The sequence below is a fragment of the Pseudomonas sp. GW821-FHT03E01 genome (genome assembly GCF_059420765.1).
The window spans coordinates 278188-298503 of record NZ_JBWKUI010000005.1 but is presented as its reverse complement, the minus strand read 5'-3'; the positions used below and the strand labels follow the sequence as shown (position 1 = coordinate 298503).

Genomic DNA, 20316 nt, shown 5'->3' with positions numbered 1-20316 from the left:
CAATTGCAGTGTTTTTTACGCGATACTTGCCAGTGACCCACTGTGCCGTATTACAGTCACGGTCAATTCGCCGCAGTTCTCCCGACTCGAGTGCCCATGAACGAACAGTTGCAACCCCTCAAGAAACAACCGCGAGCAGGCAAAGCCGGCCGCAGCGGTACCCAGGACGATATTGTCTACGCGCATATCTTCGAGGCCATCCTCGAACAGCGTCTGGCGCCCGGCACCAAGTTGAGCGAAGAAGCGCTGGGGGAAATTTTCGGGGTCAGCCGCACCATCATTCGCCGCGCGCTGTCGCGTCTGGCCCATGAGGGCGTGGTGTTGCTGCGTCCGAATCGCGGCGCTGTCGTCGCCAGCCCGAGTGTTGAAGAGGCCCGTCAGGTGTTCATGGCGCGGCGTCTGGTGGAGCGGGCGATCACTGAATTGGCGGTGCAGCACGCCACTGCCGAGCAGATTGCCGACTTGCGGCAGATGGTCAACGACGAGCGCGACAGCTTCTCCCGTGGCGATCGCGGTGCCGGTATTCGTCTGTCGGGCGAGTTCCACTTGAAACTGGCCGAAGCGGCGAAGAACGCGCCGCTGATCAGCTTCCAGCGCAGCCTGGTGTCCCAGACATCGCTGATCATCGCCCAGTATGAGAGCGGCAACCGTTCCCACTGTTCCTACGATGAACACACCCAGCTGATCGACGCCATCGAAGCGCGGGACGCGACGCTGGCGGTGGATTTGATGATGCATCACATGGACCACATCGACAGCAAACTCAACCTCGACGAAGAAAGCGCGTCGGATGATTTGCATGCGGTGTTCTCGCATCTGTTGCAGACCAAGAAACCGGGGCGTTCGACTGCCAAGCTATAAATCGGGCCGAGTCGCGATAGCGGTCTGACAGGCGACAAAAAAAATCCCCCGCAATCAATGAATGCGGGGGATTTTTTATGCCCGAAAAACCTTAACGCTGATGCACCAGATGCCCCGCCGCGTACGTCTGCAGCACAGTCCGATCATCCCCCAGCGTCATCAACACAAACAACGTCTCGGCTATGTTATTGGCCTGCTTCAGGCGATAGCTCAGCAGCGGCGTCGCGTTGTAGTCCAGCACCAGGAAGTCCGCGTCGGTGCCCGGTTGCAGGGTGCCGATCTTGTCTTCCAGGCGCAGCGCGCGGGCACCGCCGAGGGTGGCGAGGTAAAGCGACTTGAACGGGCTCAGCCGTGCGCCTTGCAGCTGCATGACCTTGTACGCTTCGTTCAGGGTTTGCAGCAGCGAGAAACTGGTGCCGCCGCCGACGTCCGTGCCCAGTCCGACATTCAGTTTGTGCTTCTCGGCCATCGGCAGGTTGAACAAGCCGCTGCCGAGGAAGAAGTTCGAGGTCGGGCAGAACGCAATCGCCGATCCGGTCTGCGCCAGGCGCGCGCATTCGTCGTCGCACAGGTGCACGCCGTGGGCGAACACCGAGCGCTCGCCGAGCAGTTGGTAGTGATCGTAGACGTCCAGGTAGCCCTTGCGCTCCGGGAACAGTTCCTTGACCCACTCGCCTTCCTTGAGGTTTTCGCTGATGTGGGTCTGCATGTACAGATCCGGGTATTCGCTGAGCAACTGGCCGGCGAGGGTCAGTTGCTCCGGGGTGCTGGTCGGGGCGAAGCGCGGGGTGACGGCGTAATGCAGGCGGCCCTTGCCGTGCCAGCGTTCGATCAGCGCCTTGCTTTCGACGTAGCTCGATTCGGCAGTGTCGGTCAGGTAGTCCGGCGCGTTGCGATCCATCATCACCTTGCCGGCGATCATCCGAAGATCCAGTTGCTCGGCAGCCTCGAAAAACGAGCTCACCGATTGCGGATGCACGCTGCCGAAGACCAGGGCGGTGGTGGTGCCGTTGCGCAGCAGTTCCTTGATGAAAATATCTGCGACTTCATCGGCGTGAACCTTGTCGGCAAACTGGCTTTCGCACGGAAAGGTGTAGGTGTTGAGCCAGTCCAGCAGTTGCTCGCCGTAGGCGCCGACCATGCCGGTTTGCGGCAGGTGAATATGGGTGTCGATGAAGCCGGGAGTGATCAGTGCGTCCTGATAATGGGTGATCTCGATGTCAGCCGGCAGCGTTCGCAGCAATTCGCTGGCGTGGCCGATGGCGTTGATCTGGCCGTTCTCGACCACCAGCAGGCCGTCTTCGAAATATTCGTAGGAGGCTTCGATGCCCACTTCGGCAGGGTCGGCGATGCTGTGCAGAATGGCGGCGCGGTAGGCTTTGCGAGTCATTGGCTTGGGTTCTCAATTGGTTCGAAGCTTTTCAATTCGAGGCTTTTCAGTTCGAAGCTCTTCAGTTAGAAGCTTGGCTGCGGCGCGAAGCAGGCAGCAGTTTGGCGATCGATGATCCGGCGCTGGCGGTGTGCTGGCCGAAATTCGCGTTATAGGTGGCGATGATTTCTCCGGCGATGGAGATGGCGATTTCCACAGGCAACTTGCCTTTGACTTCGCCCAGCCCCATCGGGCAGCGCATGCGTTGCAGCACGGCACTGTCGAAACCACGATCACGCAGGCGGTGTTCGAATTTCACCCGTTTGGTTTTCGAACCGATCAGGCCGAAGTAGGCGAAGTCGTTGCGCTTGAGGATCGCGGCGGTGAGTTCGAGGTCGAGCTGGTGGTTGTGGGTCATGACAATGCAGTAGCTGCCAGCGGGCAGGTCATCGACTTCATCCAGCGGTTCTTCGGTGACGATTTTGCGCACACCGTGGGGGATCTGTTCGGGAAATTCGGCTTCCCGCGAATCGATCCAGCGCACCCGGCAGGGCAGGCTGGCGAGCAGCGGCACCAGCGCCCGACCGACGTGTCCGGCGCCGAATACAGCAATCTGCGCTTGCACCTGGCCCATCGGTTCGAACAGCAGCACGGTCACGCCGCCGCAGCACTGGCCCAGGCTGGCACCGAGGCTGAAGCGCTCCAGATGGGTGTCCTGCCGGCCGCTGGCAAGCATCTCGCGGCCGATCTGCATGGCCTTGTATTCCAGATGCCCGCCACCAATGGTGTCGAACGTTTGCGTGGCGCTGATGACCATCTTCGAGCCGGCATTGCGCGGCGTCGAGCCGAGCTCTTCGATGATGGTCACCAACACACAGGGTTCACCCCGGTTTTGCAGGTCGGCGAGGGCGTCGATCCAGTTATACATGTTCACCTCTCAAGATCGTTCCCACGCTCGGCGTGGGAATGCATCTCTGGACGCTCCGCGTCCGCTGTTCACAATGCGACGCAGAGCGTCGCGGGCTGTATTCCCACGCAGAGCGTGGGAACGATCAAACCACTACTTCCGACTCAGTTTCGACGGCCTTCACCGCCTTCAACTGACGCATCTGCTCACAGCCCCACAACACCCGCTCCGGCGTCGCCGGCGCGTCGATTTTCGGTTGATGCCGGTAGTCGCCCAAACTCGCCACGGCGTCCTTGATCGCGCACCAGACGGCGATGCCAAGCATGAACGGCGGCTCACCCACAGCCTTGGAATGGAACACCGTGTCTTCCGGGTTCTTGCGGTTTTCCACCAGCTTCACCCGCAGGTCCAACGGCATGTCCGCCACGGCCGGGATCTTGTAGCTGGCCGGGCCGTTGGTCATCAGTTTGCCTTTGTCGTTCCACACCAGTTCTTCCATGGTCAGCCAGCCCATGCCCTGGATGAAACCGCCCTCGACCTGACCGATGTCGATGGCCGGGTTCAACGAGGCGCCGACGTCGTGGAGGATGTCGGTGCGCAGCATCTTGTACTCGCCCGTCAGGGTGTCGATGATCACCTCGGCGCAGGCCGCGCCGAAGGCGTAGTAGTAGAACGGCCGACCGCGAGCCTGACTGCGGTCGTAGTAGATTTTCGGAGTCTTGTAGAAGCCAGTGCTCGACAACGACACCTGGGCGAAATACGCCTGCTGGATCAGCGCTTCGAACGTCAGGATGTGATCGCGAACCCGCACATGACCGTTGTGGAATTCCACGTCTTCTTCGCTGACCTTGTATTGCCGCGCAGCAAATTCCACCAGGCGTTTCTTGATGATTTCCGCGGCATTCTGTGCGGCTTTACCGTTGAGGTCGGCGCCGCTGGAAGCGGCGGTCGGCGAGGTGTTCGGCACTTTGTCGGTGTTGGTCGCGGTGATCTGCACCCGGTCCATTTCCACCTGGAATACTTCAGCCACCACTTGTGCAACCTTGGTGTTCAGGCCCTGGCCCATCTCGGTGCCGCCGTGGTTCAGGTGGATGCTGCCGTCGGTGTAGACATGCACCAGCGCACCGGCCTGGTTGAGGAAACTGGCGGTGAAGGAAATACCGAATTTGACCGGGGTCAGCGCCAGGCCTTTTTTCAGGATCGGGCTGTTGGCGTTGTAGCGACGAATCGCTTCGCGACGCTCGGCGTACTGGCTGCTGGCTTCCAGTTCGGCGGTCATTTCCTCGAGCATGTTGTGCTCGACGGTCTGGTAGTAATGGGTAACGTTGCGCTCGGTCTTGCCGTAGTAGTTGGCCTTGCGCACCGCCAGCGGATCGAGGGCCAGATGACGGGCTATGGCGTCCATCACTTCTTCGATCGCAACCATGCCTTGTGGGCCACCGAAGCCACGGTAAGCGGTGTTCGATGCGGTGTTGGTCTTGCAGCGGTGACCATTGATGGTCGCATCGCCCAGGTAGTACGAGTTGTCGGCATGGAACATCGCGCGGTCGACAATCGACGCCGACAAATCCGGTGAGCAACCGCAGTTACCGGCCAGCTCCAGGGCGATGCCGTGCAGGCGGCCGGTGCTGTCGAAGCCCACGTCGTACTCGACGTAGAACGGGTGACGCTTGCCGGTCATCAGCATGTCTTCAACACGCGGCAGGCGCATTTTGGTGGGTTGACCGGTCAGGTGCGCGATCACCGCGCACAGGCACGCCGGGCTTGCCGCCTGGGTTTCCTTGCCACCGAAACCACCGCCCATGCGGCGCATGTCGACGACGATCTTGTTCATCGACACGTCCAGCACTTCCGCCACCAGTTTCTGCACTTCGGTGGGGTTTTGGGTCGAGCAGTAAACGATCATCCCGCCGTCTTCAGTCGGCATCACCGAAGAGATCTGGGTTTCCAGATAAAAGTGTTCCTGGCCGCCGATGTGCAGCGTGCCCTGGATGCGATGCTCGGCAGTGGCCAAGGCATTGGCCGAATCGCCGCGCTGGTGGGTATGGCTGTCGAGCACGAAATGGCGTTTGCGCAGGGCTTCGACCACGTCCAGAACCGGTTCGAGGTCTTCGTATACGATGATCGCTGCCATCGCGGCTTTGCGCGCGGTTTCCAGGTCTTTCGCGGCGACGGCGAGAACCGGTTGGCCGACGAACTGCACATCATCGATGGCCAGCAGCGGATCGCCCGGCAACAGCGGGCCGATGTCTTTCAGGCCTGGCACGTCTTCGTGGGTGATGGCGATGCGCACGCCTTCAAAGGCGTAGCAGGGCTGGGTGTCGATGCTGATGATTTTCGCGTGGGCGCGGTCCGACAGCCGTGCATAAACGTGCAGCTGATTGGGGAATTCCAGCCGATCGTCGATGTACTGCGCTTCACCGGACACATGCTTGGCGGCGCTGTCGTGCTTGACGCTGCGGCCGACGCCGGTGGTCAGGTCCTTGGCGAACAATTCAGCCAGTTCGGCTTGGGTCTTCTCTACGGCGTGATGATTAGACATAAGCGGTCACCCGAGTCTCGATGTGCGGTGTTTGCAGTTCGATGAAGTATTTGCGCAGCAGGTTCTGCGCGCTGAGCAGGCGGTATTCCTTGCTGGCGCGGAAGTCCGAGAGCGGTGTGAAATCTTCGGCCAGTGCGGCGCAGGCGCGTTCAATGGTGGCGTTGTGGAACGGTGCGCCAACCAGCGCGGCTTCGCAGTTTTTCGCACGTTTCGGGATGGCCGCCATGCCGCCGAAAGCAACGCGGGCGTCGGCGACTACGCCATTGTCGATGCGCAGGTTGAATGCTGCGCAGACTGCGGAAATGTCGTCGTCCAGACGCTTTGACACCTTGTAGGCGCGGAACAGTTGTTCAGCGCTGGCGCGGGGCACGATGATCTTCTCGATGAACTCGCTTTCCTGGCGTGCGGTGACCCGGTAATCGATGAAGTAATCTTCCAGGGCCAGGGTGCGGCGAGTCTCGCCTTTGCACAGCACGATCTGCGCGCCAAGGGCGATCAGCAGCGGTGGCGAGTCACCGATCGGCGAGGCGTTGCCGATATTGCCGCCGAGGGTGCCCTGGTTGCGAATCTGCAACGAAGCGAAGCGCTGCAGCAATTCGCCGAAGTCCGGGTACTCGGCCTTCAAAGCGTCGTAACAGTCGGAGAGGGCGGTGGCGGCGCCGATTTCCAGGCGATCGTCGAAGCGTTCGATGCGCTTCATTTCGGCGACGTTGCCGACGTAGATCATCACCGGCAAGGTGCGGTGGAATTGCGTGACTTCCAGCGCCAGGTCGGTACCGCCGGCCAGCAGGCGGGCCTGTGGATAAGCGTCGTAGAGGTCGGCCAGATCGGCCACGGTCAACGGCACCAGGCAGCGTTTGTCGCCACTGTTGAGTTCACCGATGTCGGTGGGGGCGATGGCTTTCAGGCGAGCGATGGTTTGCGCTTCGCGAGCATCGAACTGGTCCGGTTGCTTGTTGCAGCAGGATTGCTCGGCGGCGGCCAGGATCGGCCGATAACCGGTGCAGCGGCAGAGGTTGCCGGCCAGCGCTTCATGGGCCTTGTGGGAGTCCGGTTGATCGCTGTTCTTTTGCAGGGCGAACAACGACATGACAAAGCCCGGGGTGCAGAAGCCGCACTGCGAGCCGTGGCACTCGACCATGGCTTTTTGCACGCTGTGCAGTTGGCCTTGGTGCTTGAGGTCTTCGACGCTGATCAGTTGCTTGCCGTGCAGCGACGAAACAAAGGTCAGGCACGAGTTGAGGCTGCGATAGCGAATGTGTTCGCGGCCATCGTCATCCGTCTGCAACTCGCCGACCACCACAGTGCACGCGCCACAGTCACCGCTGGCGCAGCCTTCTTTGGTGCCGGGTTTGCCCACATGTTCGCGCAAGTAATTGAGCACAGTCAGGTTCGGGTCCAGGGCGTGCTCGCTACGGAGTTCCTGGTTGAGTAAAAACTGGATCACGGATGGCCTCGCAAACTCATTATTGTTGTTAACCGACATGAGCCGAATTTATCAGGTCTGACTTTCCGGTCAATGATTTTCTGACTTAAAGGTCAGGAAATGGCATTTTGTCGATCAACGACTCGTTCCTTCATTATTGACCCTCACGGGATAGCCTGCTTTTTGCTTGAATCGTGCCAAAAACCGCTGGGTGGGCACTCCGCCATGACCCCTCAATTGCGCTACACTGCGCCGCTTGTGCAGATCGAAGAGTTTGAAGGACAACCATGACGTTCAAGGCGCCGGACAGCCTCGCCGAGCAAATCGCTCACCACCTCGCCGAACGTATCATTCGCGGCGAAATGAAGCCGGGGGAGCGCATCCAGGAACAGAAGGTCACGCTGGCCCTCAATGTCAGCCGCGGTTCAGTCCGTGAGGCCTTGCTGATCCTCGAGCGCCGCCACTTGATCGCGATTTTACCGCGACGTGGCGCCCACGTGACTGAACTGACGGCGCACAAGGTGCAGAGCCTGTGCACGCTGATGAGCGAGTTGTACATATTGCTCGGCAATGCCGTGGCCAGCGGTTGGCAAGTCCAGGCCGACATGGCGCCATTCCTGCAGATCCAGCAGCGCCTGACCGCCAGCTACGAACGCCAGGACATCCGCACGTTCGTCGACGACAGCTTCAGTGTGATGCGTGCCGCGTATCCGTTCGCCAACAACCCGTACTTGCAGGAAACCGTCGAGAATCTGCAGCCGGCCATGAGCCGCGCGTATTTCCTTGCCCTGGATCAGCGCAAGGCCTCGATGAGCGAGTTCCTGGAACTGTTCGAACGCCTGCTGGCCGCCGTGCTGGCCCGTGACTTTGCGCAGATCCGCGTGGTGCTGACGGCGTATGCCCAGCGCAGTTGCGATCTGGTGGTTTCTGCCTTGACGGTCGCTTAAGCGTGCGGCTCAAGTGCATTAAACTGGCGGGGTTCAAATCCTTCGTCGACCCGACCACGGTGAACTTCCCCAGTAACATGGCGGCAGTGGTCGGGCCCAATGGTTGTGGCAAGTCGAACATCATCGACGCCGTGCGTTGGGTGATGGGCGAGAGCTCGGCCAAGAACTTGCGCGGCGAGTCGATGACCGACGTCATCTTCAACGGCTCCACCAGCCGTAAACCGGTGAGCCAGGCGAGCATCGAGCTGGTGTTCGATAACTCCGATGGCACCTTGATCGGCGAATATGCCGCCTACGCGGAAATTTCCATCCGCCGCAAAGTGACCCGCGACAGCCAGAACAGCTATTTCCTCAACGGCGCCAAATGCCGTCGTCGTGACATCACTGACATTTTCCTCGGCACCGGTCTCGGCCCGCGCAGCTATTCGATCATCGAGCAGGGGATGATCTCCAAGCTGATCGAAGCCAAGCCGGAAGACCTGCGCAACTTTATTGAGGAAGCGGCGGGCATCTCCAAGTACAAGGAGCGTCGACGCGAAACCGAAAACCGCATCCGCCGCACCCACGAAAACCTGGCCCGCCTGACCGACCTGCGCGAAGAGCTCGAGCGTCAGCTTGAACGCTTGCACCGCCAGGCCGAGGCCGCCAAGAAGTATCAGGAATACAAGGGCGAAGAGCGTCAGCTCAAGGCCCAGTTGTCGGCCCTGCGCTGGCAGGCGCTGAACGAGCAGGTTGGCCAGCGCGAAGCGATCATCGGCACCCAGGAAATCACCTTCGAAGCCCTGGTGGCCGAGCAGCGCAATGCCGACGCAGCCATCGAACGCCTGCGTGACGGGCATCACGACCTGTCCGAGCGCTTCAATCTGGTGCAGGGGCGCTTCTATTCGGTCGGCGGCGACATCGCTCGGGTCGAGCAGAGCATCCAGCACGGTCAGCAGCGCTTGCGTCAATTGCAGGACGATCTGAAAGAAGCCGAGCGCGCGCGGCTGGAAACCGAATCGCACTTGGGCCATGACCGCACCTTACTGCTGACTTTGGGCGAAGAGCTGGACATGCTCACGCCGGAACAGGAAGTCACCAGCGCCGCCGCCGAAGAGGCCGCCGCCGCACTGGAAGAATCCGAAACCACCATGCATGGCTGGCAGGAGCAGTGGGACACCTTCAACCTCACCGCCGCCGAGCCCCGTCGCCAGGCTGAAGTTCAGCAGTCGCGGATCCAGCAGCTGGAAACCAGCATGGAGCGATTGGCCGATCGTCAGAAGCGTCTGGCCGAAGAGCGCGCGTTGCTTTCGGCAGACCCGGAAGACGCGGCGATCATGGAACTCAGCGAGCAGTTGGCCGCGTCCGAGGCGACGCTGGAAGACTTGCAGGCCAGTGAAGAGGCGCAAGTCGAACGTCTTGAGCAACTGCGTCAGGAGTTGCAGCAAGCCCTTTCGGCGCAGCAGCAGGCCCAGGGTGATTTGCAGCGGCTCAACGGTCGGCTGGCCTCGCTGGAAGCCTTGCAGCAAGCCGCGCTCGATCCGGGCACCGGCACCGCCGAATGGCTACGTGAACAGCATCTGGCGGATCGTCCGCGTTTGGCCGAAGGCCTGAAAGTTGAAGCGGGTTGGGAGCTGGCGGTGGAAACCGTGCTCGGCGCCGACCTGCAAGCGGTGCTGGTGGACGACTTCGGTGATTTCGATCTGGCCGGGTTCGCCCAAGGCGATCTGCGCCTGCTCAGCCCGGCCAGCGATGGCGTGCGCATGCCCGGCAGTTTGCTCGACAAGGTCGAGGCGCAGATCGATCTGTCGCCTTGGCTGGGGCAGGTCAAACCGGTCGACAGCCTTGAACAGGCCTTGGCCTTGCGCGGGCAATTGGCTGCCGGCCAAAGCCTGATTAGCCGCGACGGCTACTGGGTTGGCAGGCACTTTTTACGCGTACGTCGGGCTAGCGAGGCAGAAAGCGGCGTGCTCGCCCGTGGCCAGGAAATCCAACGGCTGGGCCTGGAGCGTGAAGAACGCGAAGCCACGGTTGAAACTCTGGAAACCCAACTTCAGAATCTCAGGGCGCAACAGCGTCAGCAGGAAAACGGCCGCGAACACTTGCGCCGTCTGCTGCAAGACGAAGCGCGTCAGCAGGGCGAATTGAAAGCCCAGTTGTCGGCTGGTAAAGCCAAGGTCGAACAGTTGACCCTGCGCCGCAGCCGTCTCGATGAAGAACTCACCGAGCTCAGCGAACAGCGTGCCCTGGAGCACGAAAACATTGGCGAAGCGCGCCTGCAATTGCAGGAGGCGCTCGACAGCATGGCGCTGGATACCGAGCAGCGCGAGTTGCTGCTGGCCCAGCGCGACAGCCTGCGCGAACGCCTCGACCGGGTGCGCCAGGAAGCCCGGCAGCACAAGGACCATGCGCATCAATTGGCGGTGCGCCTGGGGTCGTTGAAGGCGCAACACGATTCCACCCGTCAGGCTCTTGAGCGGCTGGAAATGCAGGCAGAGCGCCTGACCGAGAAGCGCGAACAGCTGAGCCTCAATCTGGAAGAGGGCGAGGCACCGCTGGAAGAGTTGCGGCTGAAGCTCGAAGAGTTGCTCGACAAACGCATGACCGTCGACGAAGAGCTCAAGACCGCGCAAATCGCCATGGAAGACGCCGACCGTGAACTGCGCGATGCTGAAAAGCGCCGGACTCAGGCCGAGCAGCAATCCCAGTTGATTCGCAGCCAGCTCGAACAGCAACGCATGGAATGGCAAGCGTTGACGGTGCGGCGCAAGACCTTGCAGGATCAATTGCTCGAAGATGGCTACGACCTCAATGGCGTGCTCGCCACCCTGGTGGCCGGGGCCAGCGAGAAAGACGCCGAAGAAGAACTCGAGCGTATTGCCGCGCGGATTCAGCGCCTCGGCGCGATCAACCTCGCGGCCATCGACGAATACCAGCAACAATCCGAGCGTAAACGTTATCTGGATGCCCAGAACGACGATCTGGTGGAAGCACTGGACACTCTCGAGAACGTGATTCGCAAGATCGACAAGGAAACCCGAAACCGCTTCAAAGATACCTTTGATCAGATCAATGGCGGTTTACAGGCCCTTTTCCCAAAAGTTTTCGGTGGAGGCAGCGCCTATTTGGAACTGACGGGCGAAGATCTACTCGATACAGGGGTAACGATCATGGCGCGGCCGCCAGGAAAGAAGAACAGCACCATCCATTTGCTCTCCGGTGGCGAAAAAGCCCTGACCGCATTGGCCCTGGTATTTGCCATCTTCAAGTTGAATCCGGCGCCGTTCTGCATGCTCGATGAAGTTGACGCGCCATTGGATGACGCTAACGTTGGACGCTACGCACGGCTGGTCAAAGAGATGTCGCAGACGGTGCAGTTCATCTATATCACCCACAACAAGATCGCCATGGAAATGGCCGATCAATTGATGGGGGTGACGATGCATGAACCGGGTTGCTCGCGTCTGGTGGCAGTGGATGTGGAGGAGGCGATGGCCATGGTGGACGCCTGAGTCATTGCATGTAGGACAGGTAATTTTAAGCTGTAGGGCTTTTTTACCTGGCTTGACTTGCTGGCCAATCGACATATTCGCGCAAGCCATTGTGACAGACGGTGTAAAGTTATCTTTGGTCGTGCTAGTTTAATGTCAATTTTTCGTATACGTGGGCAAAACGCCTGTCAGAACATAGAGTTGGCGCCACGTTTTAAAGCGGTTTACACAATGTAAACCCCTTATTTTTCAGCATTTTTTATAGAGGCACGGGATTACATGGAAATCGGTCTGCGCGAGTGGCTGATCGTCATCGGCATTATTGTCATTGCCGGTATTCTTTTCGATGGCTGGCGTCGCATGCGCGGCGGCAAGGGAAAACTGAAGTTCCGTCTTGACCGAAGTCTGTCCAACCTGCCGGACGAGGACACCAGCGCCGAGCTGTTGGGCCCGCCCCGCGTGCTGGATACCCAGAAAGAACCGCAACTGGACGAGCACGACCTGCCGTCGGTGAGCATGCCTGCCCGTGAACCGCGCGAATCGGGTTCCAAGCGCGGCAAGCGTGGCCATGGCGAGCCGTCGCAAGGCGATATGAACCTCAGCCTGGACCTGGACGGTGGCCCGAGCTTCAGCAGCCGTGACAACGATTTCCCGGATGACCGCAAGTCCGCCAGCTCACCTGAAAAAGATCAGCCACAAGCCGAAGAAGTGCTGGTGATCAGTGTGATCTGCCGCGACCCGGCCGGCTTCAAGGGCCCGGCGCTGTTGCAGAACATTCTGGAAAGCGGTCTGCGTTTCGGCGAGATGGACATTTTCCACCGCCACGAAAGCATGGCCGGTAACGGCGAAGTGCTGTTCTCGATGGCCAACGCGGTCAAGCCGGGCGTTTTCGATCTGGATGATATCGACCACTTCAGCACCCCGGCGGTGAGCTTCTTCCTCGGTCTGCCAGGCCCGCGTCATCCGAAGCAAGCCTTCGACGTGATGGTGGCGGCGGCACGCAAGCTGTCCCAGGAGCTGAACGGCGAACTGAAGGACGACCAGCGCAGCGTGCTGACCGCCCAGACGATTGAGCACTACCGTCAGCGCATCGTCGAGTTCGAACGCCGCGCATTGACCCAGAAGCGCTAAACGAATGACTGGGGCAGGCTTCTGTGGCGAGGGAGCTTGCTCCCGCTGGGCCGCGAAGCAGCCCCATCCAGATACACCGCATTCACTGGATTTACGACGGCTTCGCCGCCGAGCGGGAGCAAGCTCCCTCGCCACAGTGTCCACAGCTTTGCGCTACCGTATTTAAAAGATTGAGCAGCCTCGGCTGCTCTTTTGCTTTATGAGAGAACACCCATGACTGCCGCCGAAACCCGCATTCTAGAGCTGCGCGCCGAGCTCGATCAGCACAACTATCGCTACCATGTGCTGGATGAGCCGAGCATTCCGGACGCCGAATACGATCGCTTGTTCCATGAACTCAAGGCGCTCGAAGCGGCCCATCCCGAACTGATCACCAGCGACTCGCCGACCCAGCGCGTCGGCAGTGCGGCGCTGTCGGCGTTCACTCAGGTGCGTCATGAAGTGCCGATGCTCAGCCTTGGCAACGCCTTCGAAGAAACCGACATGCGCGAATTCGATCGCCGGGTGACGGAAGGTCTGGACTTGCCGGTCGGCGACCTGTTCGGTGGCGGCGCAGCGGTGGAGTACAGCTGCGAACCCAAGCTCGATGGCCTGGCGGTCAGCCTGCTGTATCAGGATGGCATGCTGGTGCGCGGCGCCACTCGCGGAGATGGCACCACGGGCGAAGACATCAGCGTCAACGTGCGCACCGTGCGCAATATCCCGCTCAAGCTGCATGGCAGCGGCTGGCCGGCGACCCTGGAAGTGCGCGGCGAAGTGTTCATGTCCAAGGCCGGTTTCGAGCGGCTCAACGCCACGCAACTGGAAATGGGCGGCAAGACCTTCGCCAACCCGCGGAACGCGGCGGCAGGTAGCTTGCGGCAGCTGGATTCAAAGATCACCGCCAACCGTCCGCTGGAATTCTGCTGCTACGGCATCGGCCAGGTTTCCGCCGATATCGCCGACACGCACATTGGCAATCTGCAGCAACTCAAAGCCTGGGGTATGCCGATCAGTCATGAATTGAAATCGGCTCGTGGCATCGATGAGTGCCTGGATTACTACCGCGACATCGGCGAACGCCGCAATGCGCTGCCCTATGAAATCGACGGTGTGGTGTTCAAAGTCAACAGCATTGCCTCCCAGCGCGAGTTGGGTTTCCGTGCCCGCGAACCGCGTTGGGCCATCGCGCATAAATTCCCGGCGATGGAAGAGCTCACCGAGTTGCTCGATGTGGAGTTTCAGGTCGGTCGCACCGGTGCCGTGACGCCGGTGGCACGCTTGAAACCGGTCAAGGTCGCCGGTGTTACCGTGGCCAATGCGACGTTGCACAACATGGATGAGGTCGCGCGGTTGGGGCTGATGATCGGCGACACCGTGATCATCCGTCGCGCCGGTGACGTGATTCCGCAAGTGGTGCAAGTGGTCATCGAGCGTCGTCCTGAGGATGCACGGCCGGTACAGATTCCCGAGCATTGCCCGGTCTGCGGTTCGCATGTCGAGCGTACGCAACTGGTCAAGCGCAGCAAGGGTCGCGAGACTGTCAGCGAAGGTGCGGTGTATCGCTGCGTCGGCCGTCTGGCCTGCGGTGCGCAACTCAAGCAGGCGATCATTCACTTCGTTTCACGCCGCGCCATGGACATCGAAGGGCTGGGCGAGAAGAGTGTCGAGCAACTGGTGGACGAAGGTCTGGTGAATTCGCCAGCCGATTTGTACGCATTGACCTTCGAACAAATCGTCGACCTCGAAGGCTTTGCCGAGCTGTCGAGCAAGAACCTGCTCGGCGCCATCGAAGACAGCAAGCGCCCGAGCCTGGCGCGGTTCATCTATGCCTTGGGTATCCCTGATGTCGGCGAAGAGACGGCCAAGGTGCTTGCACGGTCTCTCGGCTCGCTGGAGCGGGTTCAGCAGGCGTTGCCACAAGTGCTCACATACTTGCCGGATGTCGGGCTGGAAGTGGCTCACGAGATTCACAGCTTCTTTGAAGACCCACATAACCAGCAGGTGATCGCCAATCTGTTGAAGCACGGCCTGCAGATTCAGGATCAGGGAGCGTTGGCTGCCGAATTCGCTGCAAGCACCACGCTTGGCGGTTTTCTCGACAAGCTGAACATTCCTTCGGTCGGGCCGGGCGGGGCGCAGAAGCTTGCCGACAAATTCGGCTCGCTTGAAGCGGTGATGAATGCTGACTGGCTGGACATGCGCCAGGCGTTGCCGGAGAAGCAGGCGACCTCGGTGCGTGAGTTTTTTGCGGTCGCAGAAAACCGTCAGCTCGCCGAGTCCGCTGAAAAGCAGCTGCGCGATTTCGGCATGCATTGGCAGAGCGAGAAAAAAGTCGTCGAAGGATTGCCGCTGGCTGGGCAGACCTGGGTGCTGACCGGTTCGCTGGAACTGATGAGTCGCGACGTTGCCAAGGACAAACTTGAAAGCCTCGGGGCCAAGGTGGCCGGTTCGGTGTCGGCCAAGACCCATTGCGTGGTCGCCGGGCCGGGCGCAGGTTCGAAGCTGGCCAAGGCCAATGAGCTGGGGTTGAAAGTGTTGGATGAAGAGGCGTTTGTCGAGTTTCTTGGCAAGCACAATATTTCGGTTTAACTGATCGTTCCCACGCTCTGCGTGGTAACGCATCCCGTGACGCTCTGCGTCACAGCGGACGCGGAGCGTCCGGGGCGGCATTCCCACGCAGAGCGTGGGAACGATCATGTCTGAGCAATGATCTAGTCTTGGCAGTCCCCAAAGAGAGATCGCCATGTACCGCTTCTTCGAACAGCTCAGTTCACGCATCGCCGCGCCCTTCATGGGTGAGCGTTCGCGCAACAGCAAGGTCTGGCATTGTCGCTGCGGGCAGTCGCTGTTCTTTCGCAACAGCCAGTGCCTGGCCTGTTCGGCGGCACTGGGCTATCAGCCGCAGCAAAGTCGCTTGTCATCGCTGCAACCCGGCCCGCAAGCGGATACCTGGTTGCTCGATGCCGACCCTGACGCCGGTATTTTCCGCCGTTGCGCCAATCTCGATTCCCCGGCTGCGTGCAACTGGTTATTGCCGGCCAATCATCACGATGGGTTGTGCATCGCCTGTAGCCTGAATCGCACCATCCCCGACCTGTCGATTCCCGAGAATCACGAACGCTGGCGCAAAGTGGAAACCGCCAAGCGTCGTCTGGTGGCGCAGTTGCTCAGCCTGGGCTTGCAGGTCATTCCCAAAACGGTGGACGAAGGGGCTGGTCTGGCCTTCGATTTCATCGGTATCGACCTCGAAGGCAAGCCGCCGACCACCGGGCACGCCAACGGCCTGATCACCCTCGATATCAAAGAAGCCGACGACGCCCACCGCGAGCAGGTTCGCGTGCAGATGCACGAACCCTATCGCACGCTGCTCGGTCACTTTCGGCACGAGACAGGGCATTACTACTGGGACCGACTGATCGCCAACAGTGCCTGGCTGGAACCGTTCCGCGGCCTGTTCGGCGACGAGCGTGCCAGCTACGCCGAGGCCCTTGAACAGCATTATCAACAAGGTGCGCCGCTCGACTGGCAGCAACATTACGTCAGCGCCTACGCCACCATGCACCCTTGGGAAGACTGGGCGGAAACCTGGGCTCACTACCTGCACATGATGGATGCGGTGGACACCGCCCTGTGTTTTGGCATGAGTGCCCAGGAAATGGAGTTCGACTATCAGCCGTTTCCACCTAGCACGCTGTTTGATCCGCAGCACCCCGGCGGTCCGGCGTTCCTGTCGTTCGTCAATGCGTGGATCGAGCTGGCCGGCATGCTTAACGAGCTGTCACGCAGCATGGGGCAGCCGGATTTCTATCCGTTCGTCTTGCCGCCGGCGGTGATCGCCAGGCTGCACTTCATTCACCTGGTGATCCAGCAAGAGGGCGGCCGGGCGGATGAAGTGTTGGTGCAATAGGATCAAAGGATCGCGGCCTGGTCGCGATCTTTTGAAGGCCGGCGCATGTCCTTGAAGCAGCTCATGTTTTTTAATCCGCCCGAACGGTTGTAACTTCGTCTCAGATAGGTACAATGGCGCGGCTCGCCGTCAGGTGAGCGTCGTTATGGTGACCCCATCGGTCCCCCCGCAACGATTACCCGTGAACCTGGTCAGATCCGGAAGGAAGCAGCCACAGCGGGAACATTGTGTGCCGGGGTGTGGCTGGTGGGGTTGCCTCCATAACGCAACACGAACCCTCTCTCGTGTTTTCTATCTAAAAATACTGTTTTTCTTTACCTGCCATGGAGTTCATCCAGGGCGGCTTTTCGTCGTTTCCGAATGAAACAGCGGGATATATAAAAGGAGGCCGATCTGTCGCGTTCGACAGGTCGGCCTCCTTTTTTTATTTGTTAGCATCAAGGCTTGGACAAGGCCTGGTCAACCGCTGCGATCAGCTTTCCCAGATCCTTCGGGGTGGCTTTGTGTATGACGTTGAACAGGTACGCTCGCTGTTCATCCTCGTCGCCTAGATCTGCGAAAAAGGCTTTCAGCTTCACACCCAGCACGTCGGCAAGCAGGAACAATGCTTCCACGCTGGGGGTATAGGTGCCAGTTTCGAAGCGGCTGATGGTTTTGGGGTCAAAACCGGTTTTTTCGCCGAGTTCAGCCTGAGTAAGCCCTGCGACCTTGCGGTAGCGTCGGATGGCTGGACCCAAACTTGAAATTTGCATCGCTCAATTCCCATTTAGAATCAAGAACTTAACGATAGATTTTTGCATTAGGCAACTGCATGATCCATCACCTTGCTTTGCAAAATGTGATGCATTTCGTAGAATCGCCGCTTCGGAGGGGGTTTTGGTGATCTGCTGTCTGAAGTTTAGGCGATATGAAACAGCCAGCATTGTCTTCCCTTGCCGGGTGTGCAGAGAAGTCGTTGGCGGTCTGAAACCCTCGCGAAATGTTACCAGAGTCGGTGTTGCTACCTTGCCCGAGACTAGTTGATCTTCGGCGGTCCAGGGGCCATCAAATGCTGTTCATGGAGTGATAACGTGTCTCTGCGCTGTACGTCTCAAAACATCTCTTCCGGGCATCCTGCACTGGTCGAGCGGTACCTCCGCTAGCGACAGTGAGCCTCACTCATGGATGAGAAATACCGCAGGGCCGTGGATGCCGCCGCAATTTTTTCCGAGACTGATCTGAACGGCCGGATTACTTACGTCAACGATCAATTCTGCGTCGTGTCCGGCTACAGCCGCGAGGAATTGCTGGGGCAAAACCATCGCCTGCTGAACTCCGGCCTGCATTCCGCCGATTTCTTCGCTGCCATGTGGCGCACCATTGCTCTGGGCAATGTCTGGAAGGGCGAAATCTGTAATCGCGCCAAGGATGGCAGGTTGTATTGGGTCGACAGCACAATGGTGCCGGTGCTCGACGACACCACCGGGCTCGTTGACCGATACCTGTCGATTCGTTTCGACATCAGCGAAAAACGCCAATTGCTGCAATCCCTGCAATGGCGGGTCGGGCATGACGTGCTGACCGGGCTGCCCAATCGCGCGTTCCTGTCGGATTTGCTGGATCAGGCGCTGGAGTTTTCCCGGCAGGAAAACATTCCGCTGGCAGTGTGCATGCTTGACCTCGACGGGTTCAAAGCGGTCAACGACGGCTACGGTCACGCCAGTGGCGATATGTTGCTGGTGGAAGTGGCCAAGCGTCTGCGTGACATTGTGCGCGGCGAAGATGTGGTGGCGCGATTGGCCGGTGACGAGTTCGTGCTGGTGTTGCGTTACGTGCGTGATCTGCCGGAATTGCGCGCGGCGTTGAGTCGCGTGCTGGGGGCGATCTCGGCGCCTTACACATTGCACGGCAAGGACATCAATGTGTTTGCCAGTATCGGCGTCACCCTGTTTCCCCACGACAACGAAGATGCCGAAACCCTGCTGCGCCACGCCGACCAGGCAATGTATGTGGCCAAGCAGCGCGGGCGAAACCGCTTTCATCTGTTCGATGTGTCCCGGGATCAAGAGGTCAAGGCCACGCACCAGACCGTCGAGCGGGTGCGTCAGGCGCTGGTCGCCGGTGAATTTCGCCTGCACTTTCAGCCCAAGGTGAACATGCGTCGTGGCGAGGTCGTCGGTTTCGAGGCCTTGTTGCGTTGGCAGCACCCGCAAAACGGCATGGTGCCGCCCCGGGAGTTTTTGCCGCTGGTAGAGGATACTGACCTGATCATCGATATCGGCGAATGGGTGATGGACCAGGTGCTGGCGCAGTTGCACCGCTGGCAGCAAGTGGGGCAGGGCTGGCCGATCAGTATCAACATCGCGGCGCGACATTTTCAGCGCGCGGATTTCGTCGACCGGCTCAGACAGGTACTCGCTCGGCATGCTCAGGTTGCCCCGCGGATGCTCGACCTGGAAATCGTCGAGTCGGTGGCGATCGAGAATATCCAGCATGTCAGCGCCTGTTTGCAGGCCTGTCAGGCGTTGGGGGTGCAGTTTTCCCTGGGGGATTTCGGCACCGGTTATTCGTCCCTGAGTTATCTCAAGCGTTTACGCACCCAGACTATCAAGATCGACAAGTCATTTGTGCGTGACATTCTGAATGATCGGGATGACCTGGCCCTGACCACGGCGGTGATTGGCCTGGCCCGCGCATTCGGTCGGCAGGTGATTGCCGAGGGGCTGGAAAGCCTTGAGCACGGTGAGTTGTTGTTGCGGCTGGGGTGCGAAGTCGCTCAAGGCTATTTCATCGCCCGTCCGATGCCGCCCTCCGAGGTGCCGGCCTGGGTGGCGGGGTTTGTCGCCCCGTCGCAATGGCAGGCACTCGATCAAATAGCCTGACTCGCTCTATATGGCAGCCTTCGGCAGCTGCTACGGGGTCGGGTTACCGGTATAGAGCCGGATGATGTCATTGATCTCCCCCGACGTTTTCATTTGCTGCAACGTACGCAAAATGCGTTGTACCGGCACTTTGGGGTCATTGCGCATGTAACAACTGATAGGCTGTTCCTGCACCAGCGCGACACTTTTCAGTTGCTGGTCGGGCAGCAGGCGCTGGTTGAACCAGTCCAGGGTCCATTGGTTGCTCACCGCGTAGCGATAGCGTCCAGCCAGCAGTTTTTCCAGCACCTGTTCCTGATTGCGTGCGTCCTCGCGGTGCAGCCGGTCGGCGTCGAACAGCGGTTGCAGGGTCGGGTAGCTATAGCCGAGCACGGTGCCGATCGACTGTCGTGGCAGGTCCGCTGGATTGACAGAGTCGGGTGGGCCTTGCCGGCCAATCAGCATGTCGCGCTGAACCAGCAGCGGAACGCTCCAGATATAGTCGCCGGACGGGGTCGACAACCAGTCTTGTGAGACGAAACAGCGCACATCGGCTTCGCCGTGCTCCATGGCGTTCTGTACTCGCGGCCGAGGCAACACGTGAAATTGCGCCGGCGCGCCGACCTGAGTCGCCAGGCTAAGCATGATGTCGTGCAGAATGCCCTGGGTCGGCCGGTCGCGCTCGATTTGCACCAAGGGCATGGCCCAGCTGTCCGGCACGACAAAGCGCAACGGCACTTCGGCGGCCGCGACGCTCAGGCTGACGAATAGCAGTGCCCCCAAGGCAAAGTGCATAAATGCTCCGGTACGGCTCAAGCCTGAGCTGATAAAAGCTCCTCAAAGTGCAGCTTAGCCAGAATAGACGAGCGCACCGGATGCAATTTTGGCCTTGCTCCGCTAGCATTAGCCGCTTCTGCTTCCTTCGCTGCGACGG

General features: G+C 59.9%; 13 protein-coding genes and 1 other RNA gene. 8 read left to right on the top strand and 6 right to left on the bottom strand.

Features of this window, described 5'->3' with window-relative positions; translation table 11 throughout:
• The first annotated feature begins 96 nt into the window (after nucleotides 1-96).
• The gene (locus tag AC07VO_RS10925; protein WP_007941070.1) at nucleotides 97-861 is read left to right on the top strand and encodes a GntR family transcriptional regulator; all 765 of its coding nucleotides are present in this window, start codon (nucleotides 97-99) and stop codon (nucleotides 859-861) included.
• 91 nt (nucleotides 862-952) lie between these two features.
• Here the strand turns inward: AC07VO_RS10925 and guaD are convergent, their stop codons facing one another.
• The 4 genes from guaD to xdhA form a co-directional block, all read right to left on the bottom strand.
• Nucleotides 953-2251, bottom strand: coding sequence for a guanine deaminase (gene guaD, locus AC07VO_RS10920; RefSeq protein ID WP_495007515.1), 1299 nt, complete (start codon nucleotides 2249-2251; stop codon nucleotides 953-955).
• Between the two features lie 61 nt (nucleotides 2252-2312).
• Nucleotides 2313-3158 (bottom strand): xanthine dehydrogenase accessory protein XdhC, encoded by an 846-nt coding sequence (xdhC, locus tag AC07VO_RS10915; protein WP_019579882.1) that lies wholly within the window; start codon nucleotides 3156-3158, stop codon nucleotides 2313-2315.
• 124 nt (nucleotides 3159-3282) lie between these two features.
• Nucleotides 3283-5679, bottom strand: coding sequence for a xanthine dehydrogenase molybdopterin binding subunit (gene xdhB / locus AC07VO_RS10910; RefSeq protein ID WP_086945133.1), 2397 nt, complete (start codon nucleotides 5677-5679; stop codon nucleotides 3283-3285).
• Nucleotides 5672-7126 (bottom strand): xanthine dehydrogenase small subunit, encoded by a 1455-nt coding sequence (xdhA, locus tag AC07VO_RS10905; RefSeq protein ID WP_086945132.1) that lies wholly within the window; start codon nucleotides 7124-7126, stop codon nucleotides 5672-5674. The genes xdhB and xdhA overlap by 8 nt, the downstream gene beginning before the upstream one ends.
• A 266-nt stretch (nucleotides 7127-7392) precedes the next feature.
• On the opposite strand from xdhA, the gene AC07VO_RS10900 reads away from it, so the two are divergent.
• From AC07VO_RS10900 to ffs, 6 genes are all read left to right on the top strand, one after another.
• Entirely contained in the window at nucleotides 7393-8052 is a 660-nt protein-coding gene (locus AC07VO_RS10900; protein WP_086945131.1) for a GntR family transcriptional regulator, read from the top strand.
• 2 nt (nucleotides 8053-8054) lie between these two features.
• Nucleotides 8055-11543 carry a chromosome segregation protein SMC gene (smc, locus tag AC07VO_RS10895; protein WP_018925282.1) on the top strand — a complete coding sequence of 1163 codons (3489 nt, stop codon included), beginning with the start codon at nucleotides 8055-8057 and terminating at the stop codon, nucleotides 11541-11543.
• Between the two features lie 258 nt (nucleotides 11544-11801).
• A complete protein-coding gene (zipA, locus tag AC07VO_RS10890; RefSeq protein ID WP_018925283.1) occupies nucleotides 11802-12653 on the top strand; it encodes a cell division protein ZipA in 852 nt (283 codons plus the stop codon).
• Between the two features lie 213 nt (nucleotides 12654-12866).
• Nucleotides 12867-15224, top strand: coding sequence for an NAD-dependent DNA ligase LigA (ligA, locus tag AC07VO_RS10885; protein WP_086945129.1), 2358 nt, complete (start codon nucleotides 12867-12869; stop codon nucleotides 15222-15224).
• Between the two features lie 154 nt (nucleotides 15225-15378).
• Complete coding sequence (locus AC07VO_RS10880; RefSeq protein ID WP_018925285.1) at nucleotides 15379-16542, top strand: zinc-binding metallopeptidase family protein; 1164 nt, start codon at nucleotides 15379-15381, stop codon at nucleotides 16540-16542.
• Between the two features lie 155 nt (nucleotides 16543-16697).
• Nucleotides 16698-16794, top strand: an RNA gene (ffs, locus tag AC07VO_RS10875) — signal recognition particle sRNA small type.
• A 185-nt stretch (nucleotides 16795-16979) separates the two neighbouring features.
• Here ffs and AC07VO_RS10870 read toward each other — a convergent pair.
• Nucleotides 16980-17294, bottom strand: coding sequence for a helix-turn-helix domain-containing protein (locus AC07VO_RS10870; RefSeq protein WP_018925286.1), 315 nt, complete (start codon nucleotides 17292-17294; stop codon nucleotides 16980-16982).
• Between the two features lie 408 nt (nucleotides 17295-17702).
• On the opposite strand from AC07VO_RS10870, the gene AC07VO_RS10865 reads away from it, so the two are divergent.
• Nucleotides 17703-19403, top strand: coding sequence for a putative bifunctional diguanylate cyclase/phosphodiesterase (locus AC07VO_RS10865; RefSeq protein ID WP_064619141.1), 1701 nt, complete (start codon nucleotides 17703-17705; stop codon nucleotides 19401-19403).
• Between the two features lie 30 nt (nucleotides 19404-19433).
• Here the strand turns inward: AC07VO_RS10865 and AC07VO_RS10860 are convergent, their stop codons facing one another.
• Nucleotides 19434-20177, bottom strand: a complete 744-nt coding sequence (locus AC07VO_RS10860; protein WP_018925288.1) for a substrate-binding periplasmic protein — start codon at nucleotides 20175-20177, stop codon at nucleotides 19434-19436.
• Between the last annotated feature and the right edge of the window lie 139 nt (nucleotides 20178-20316).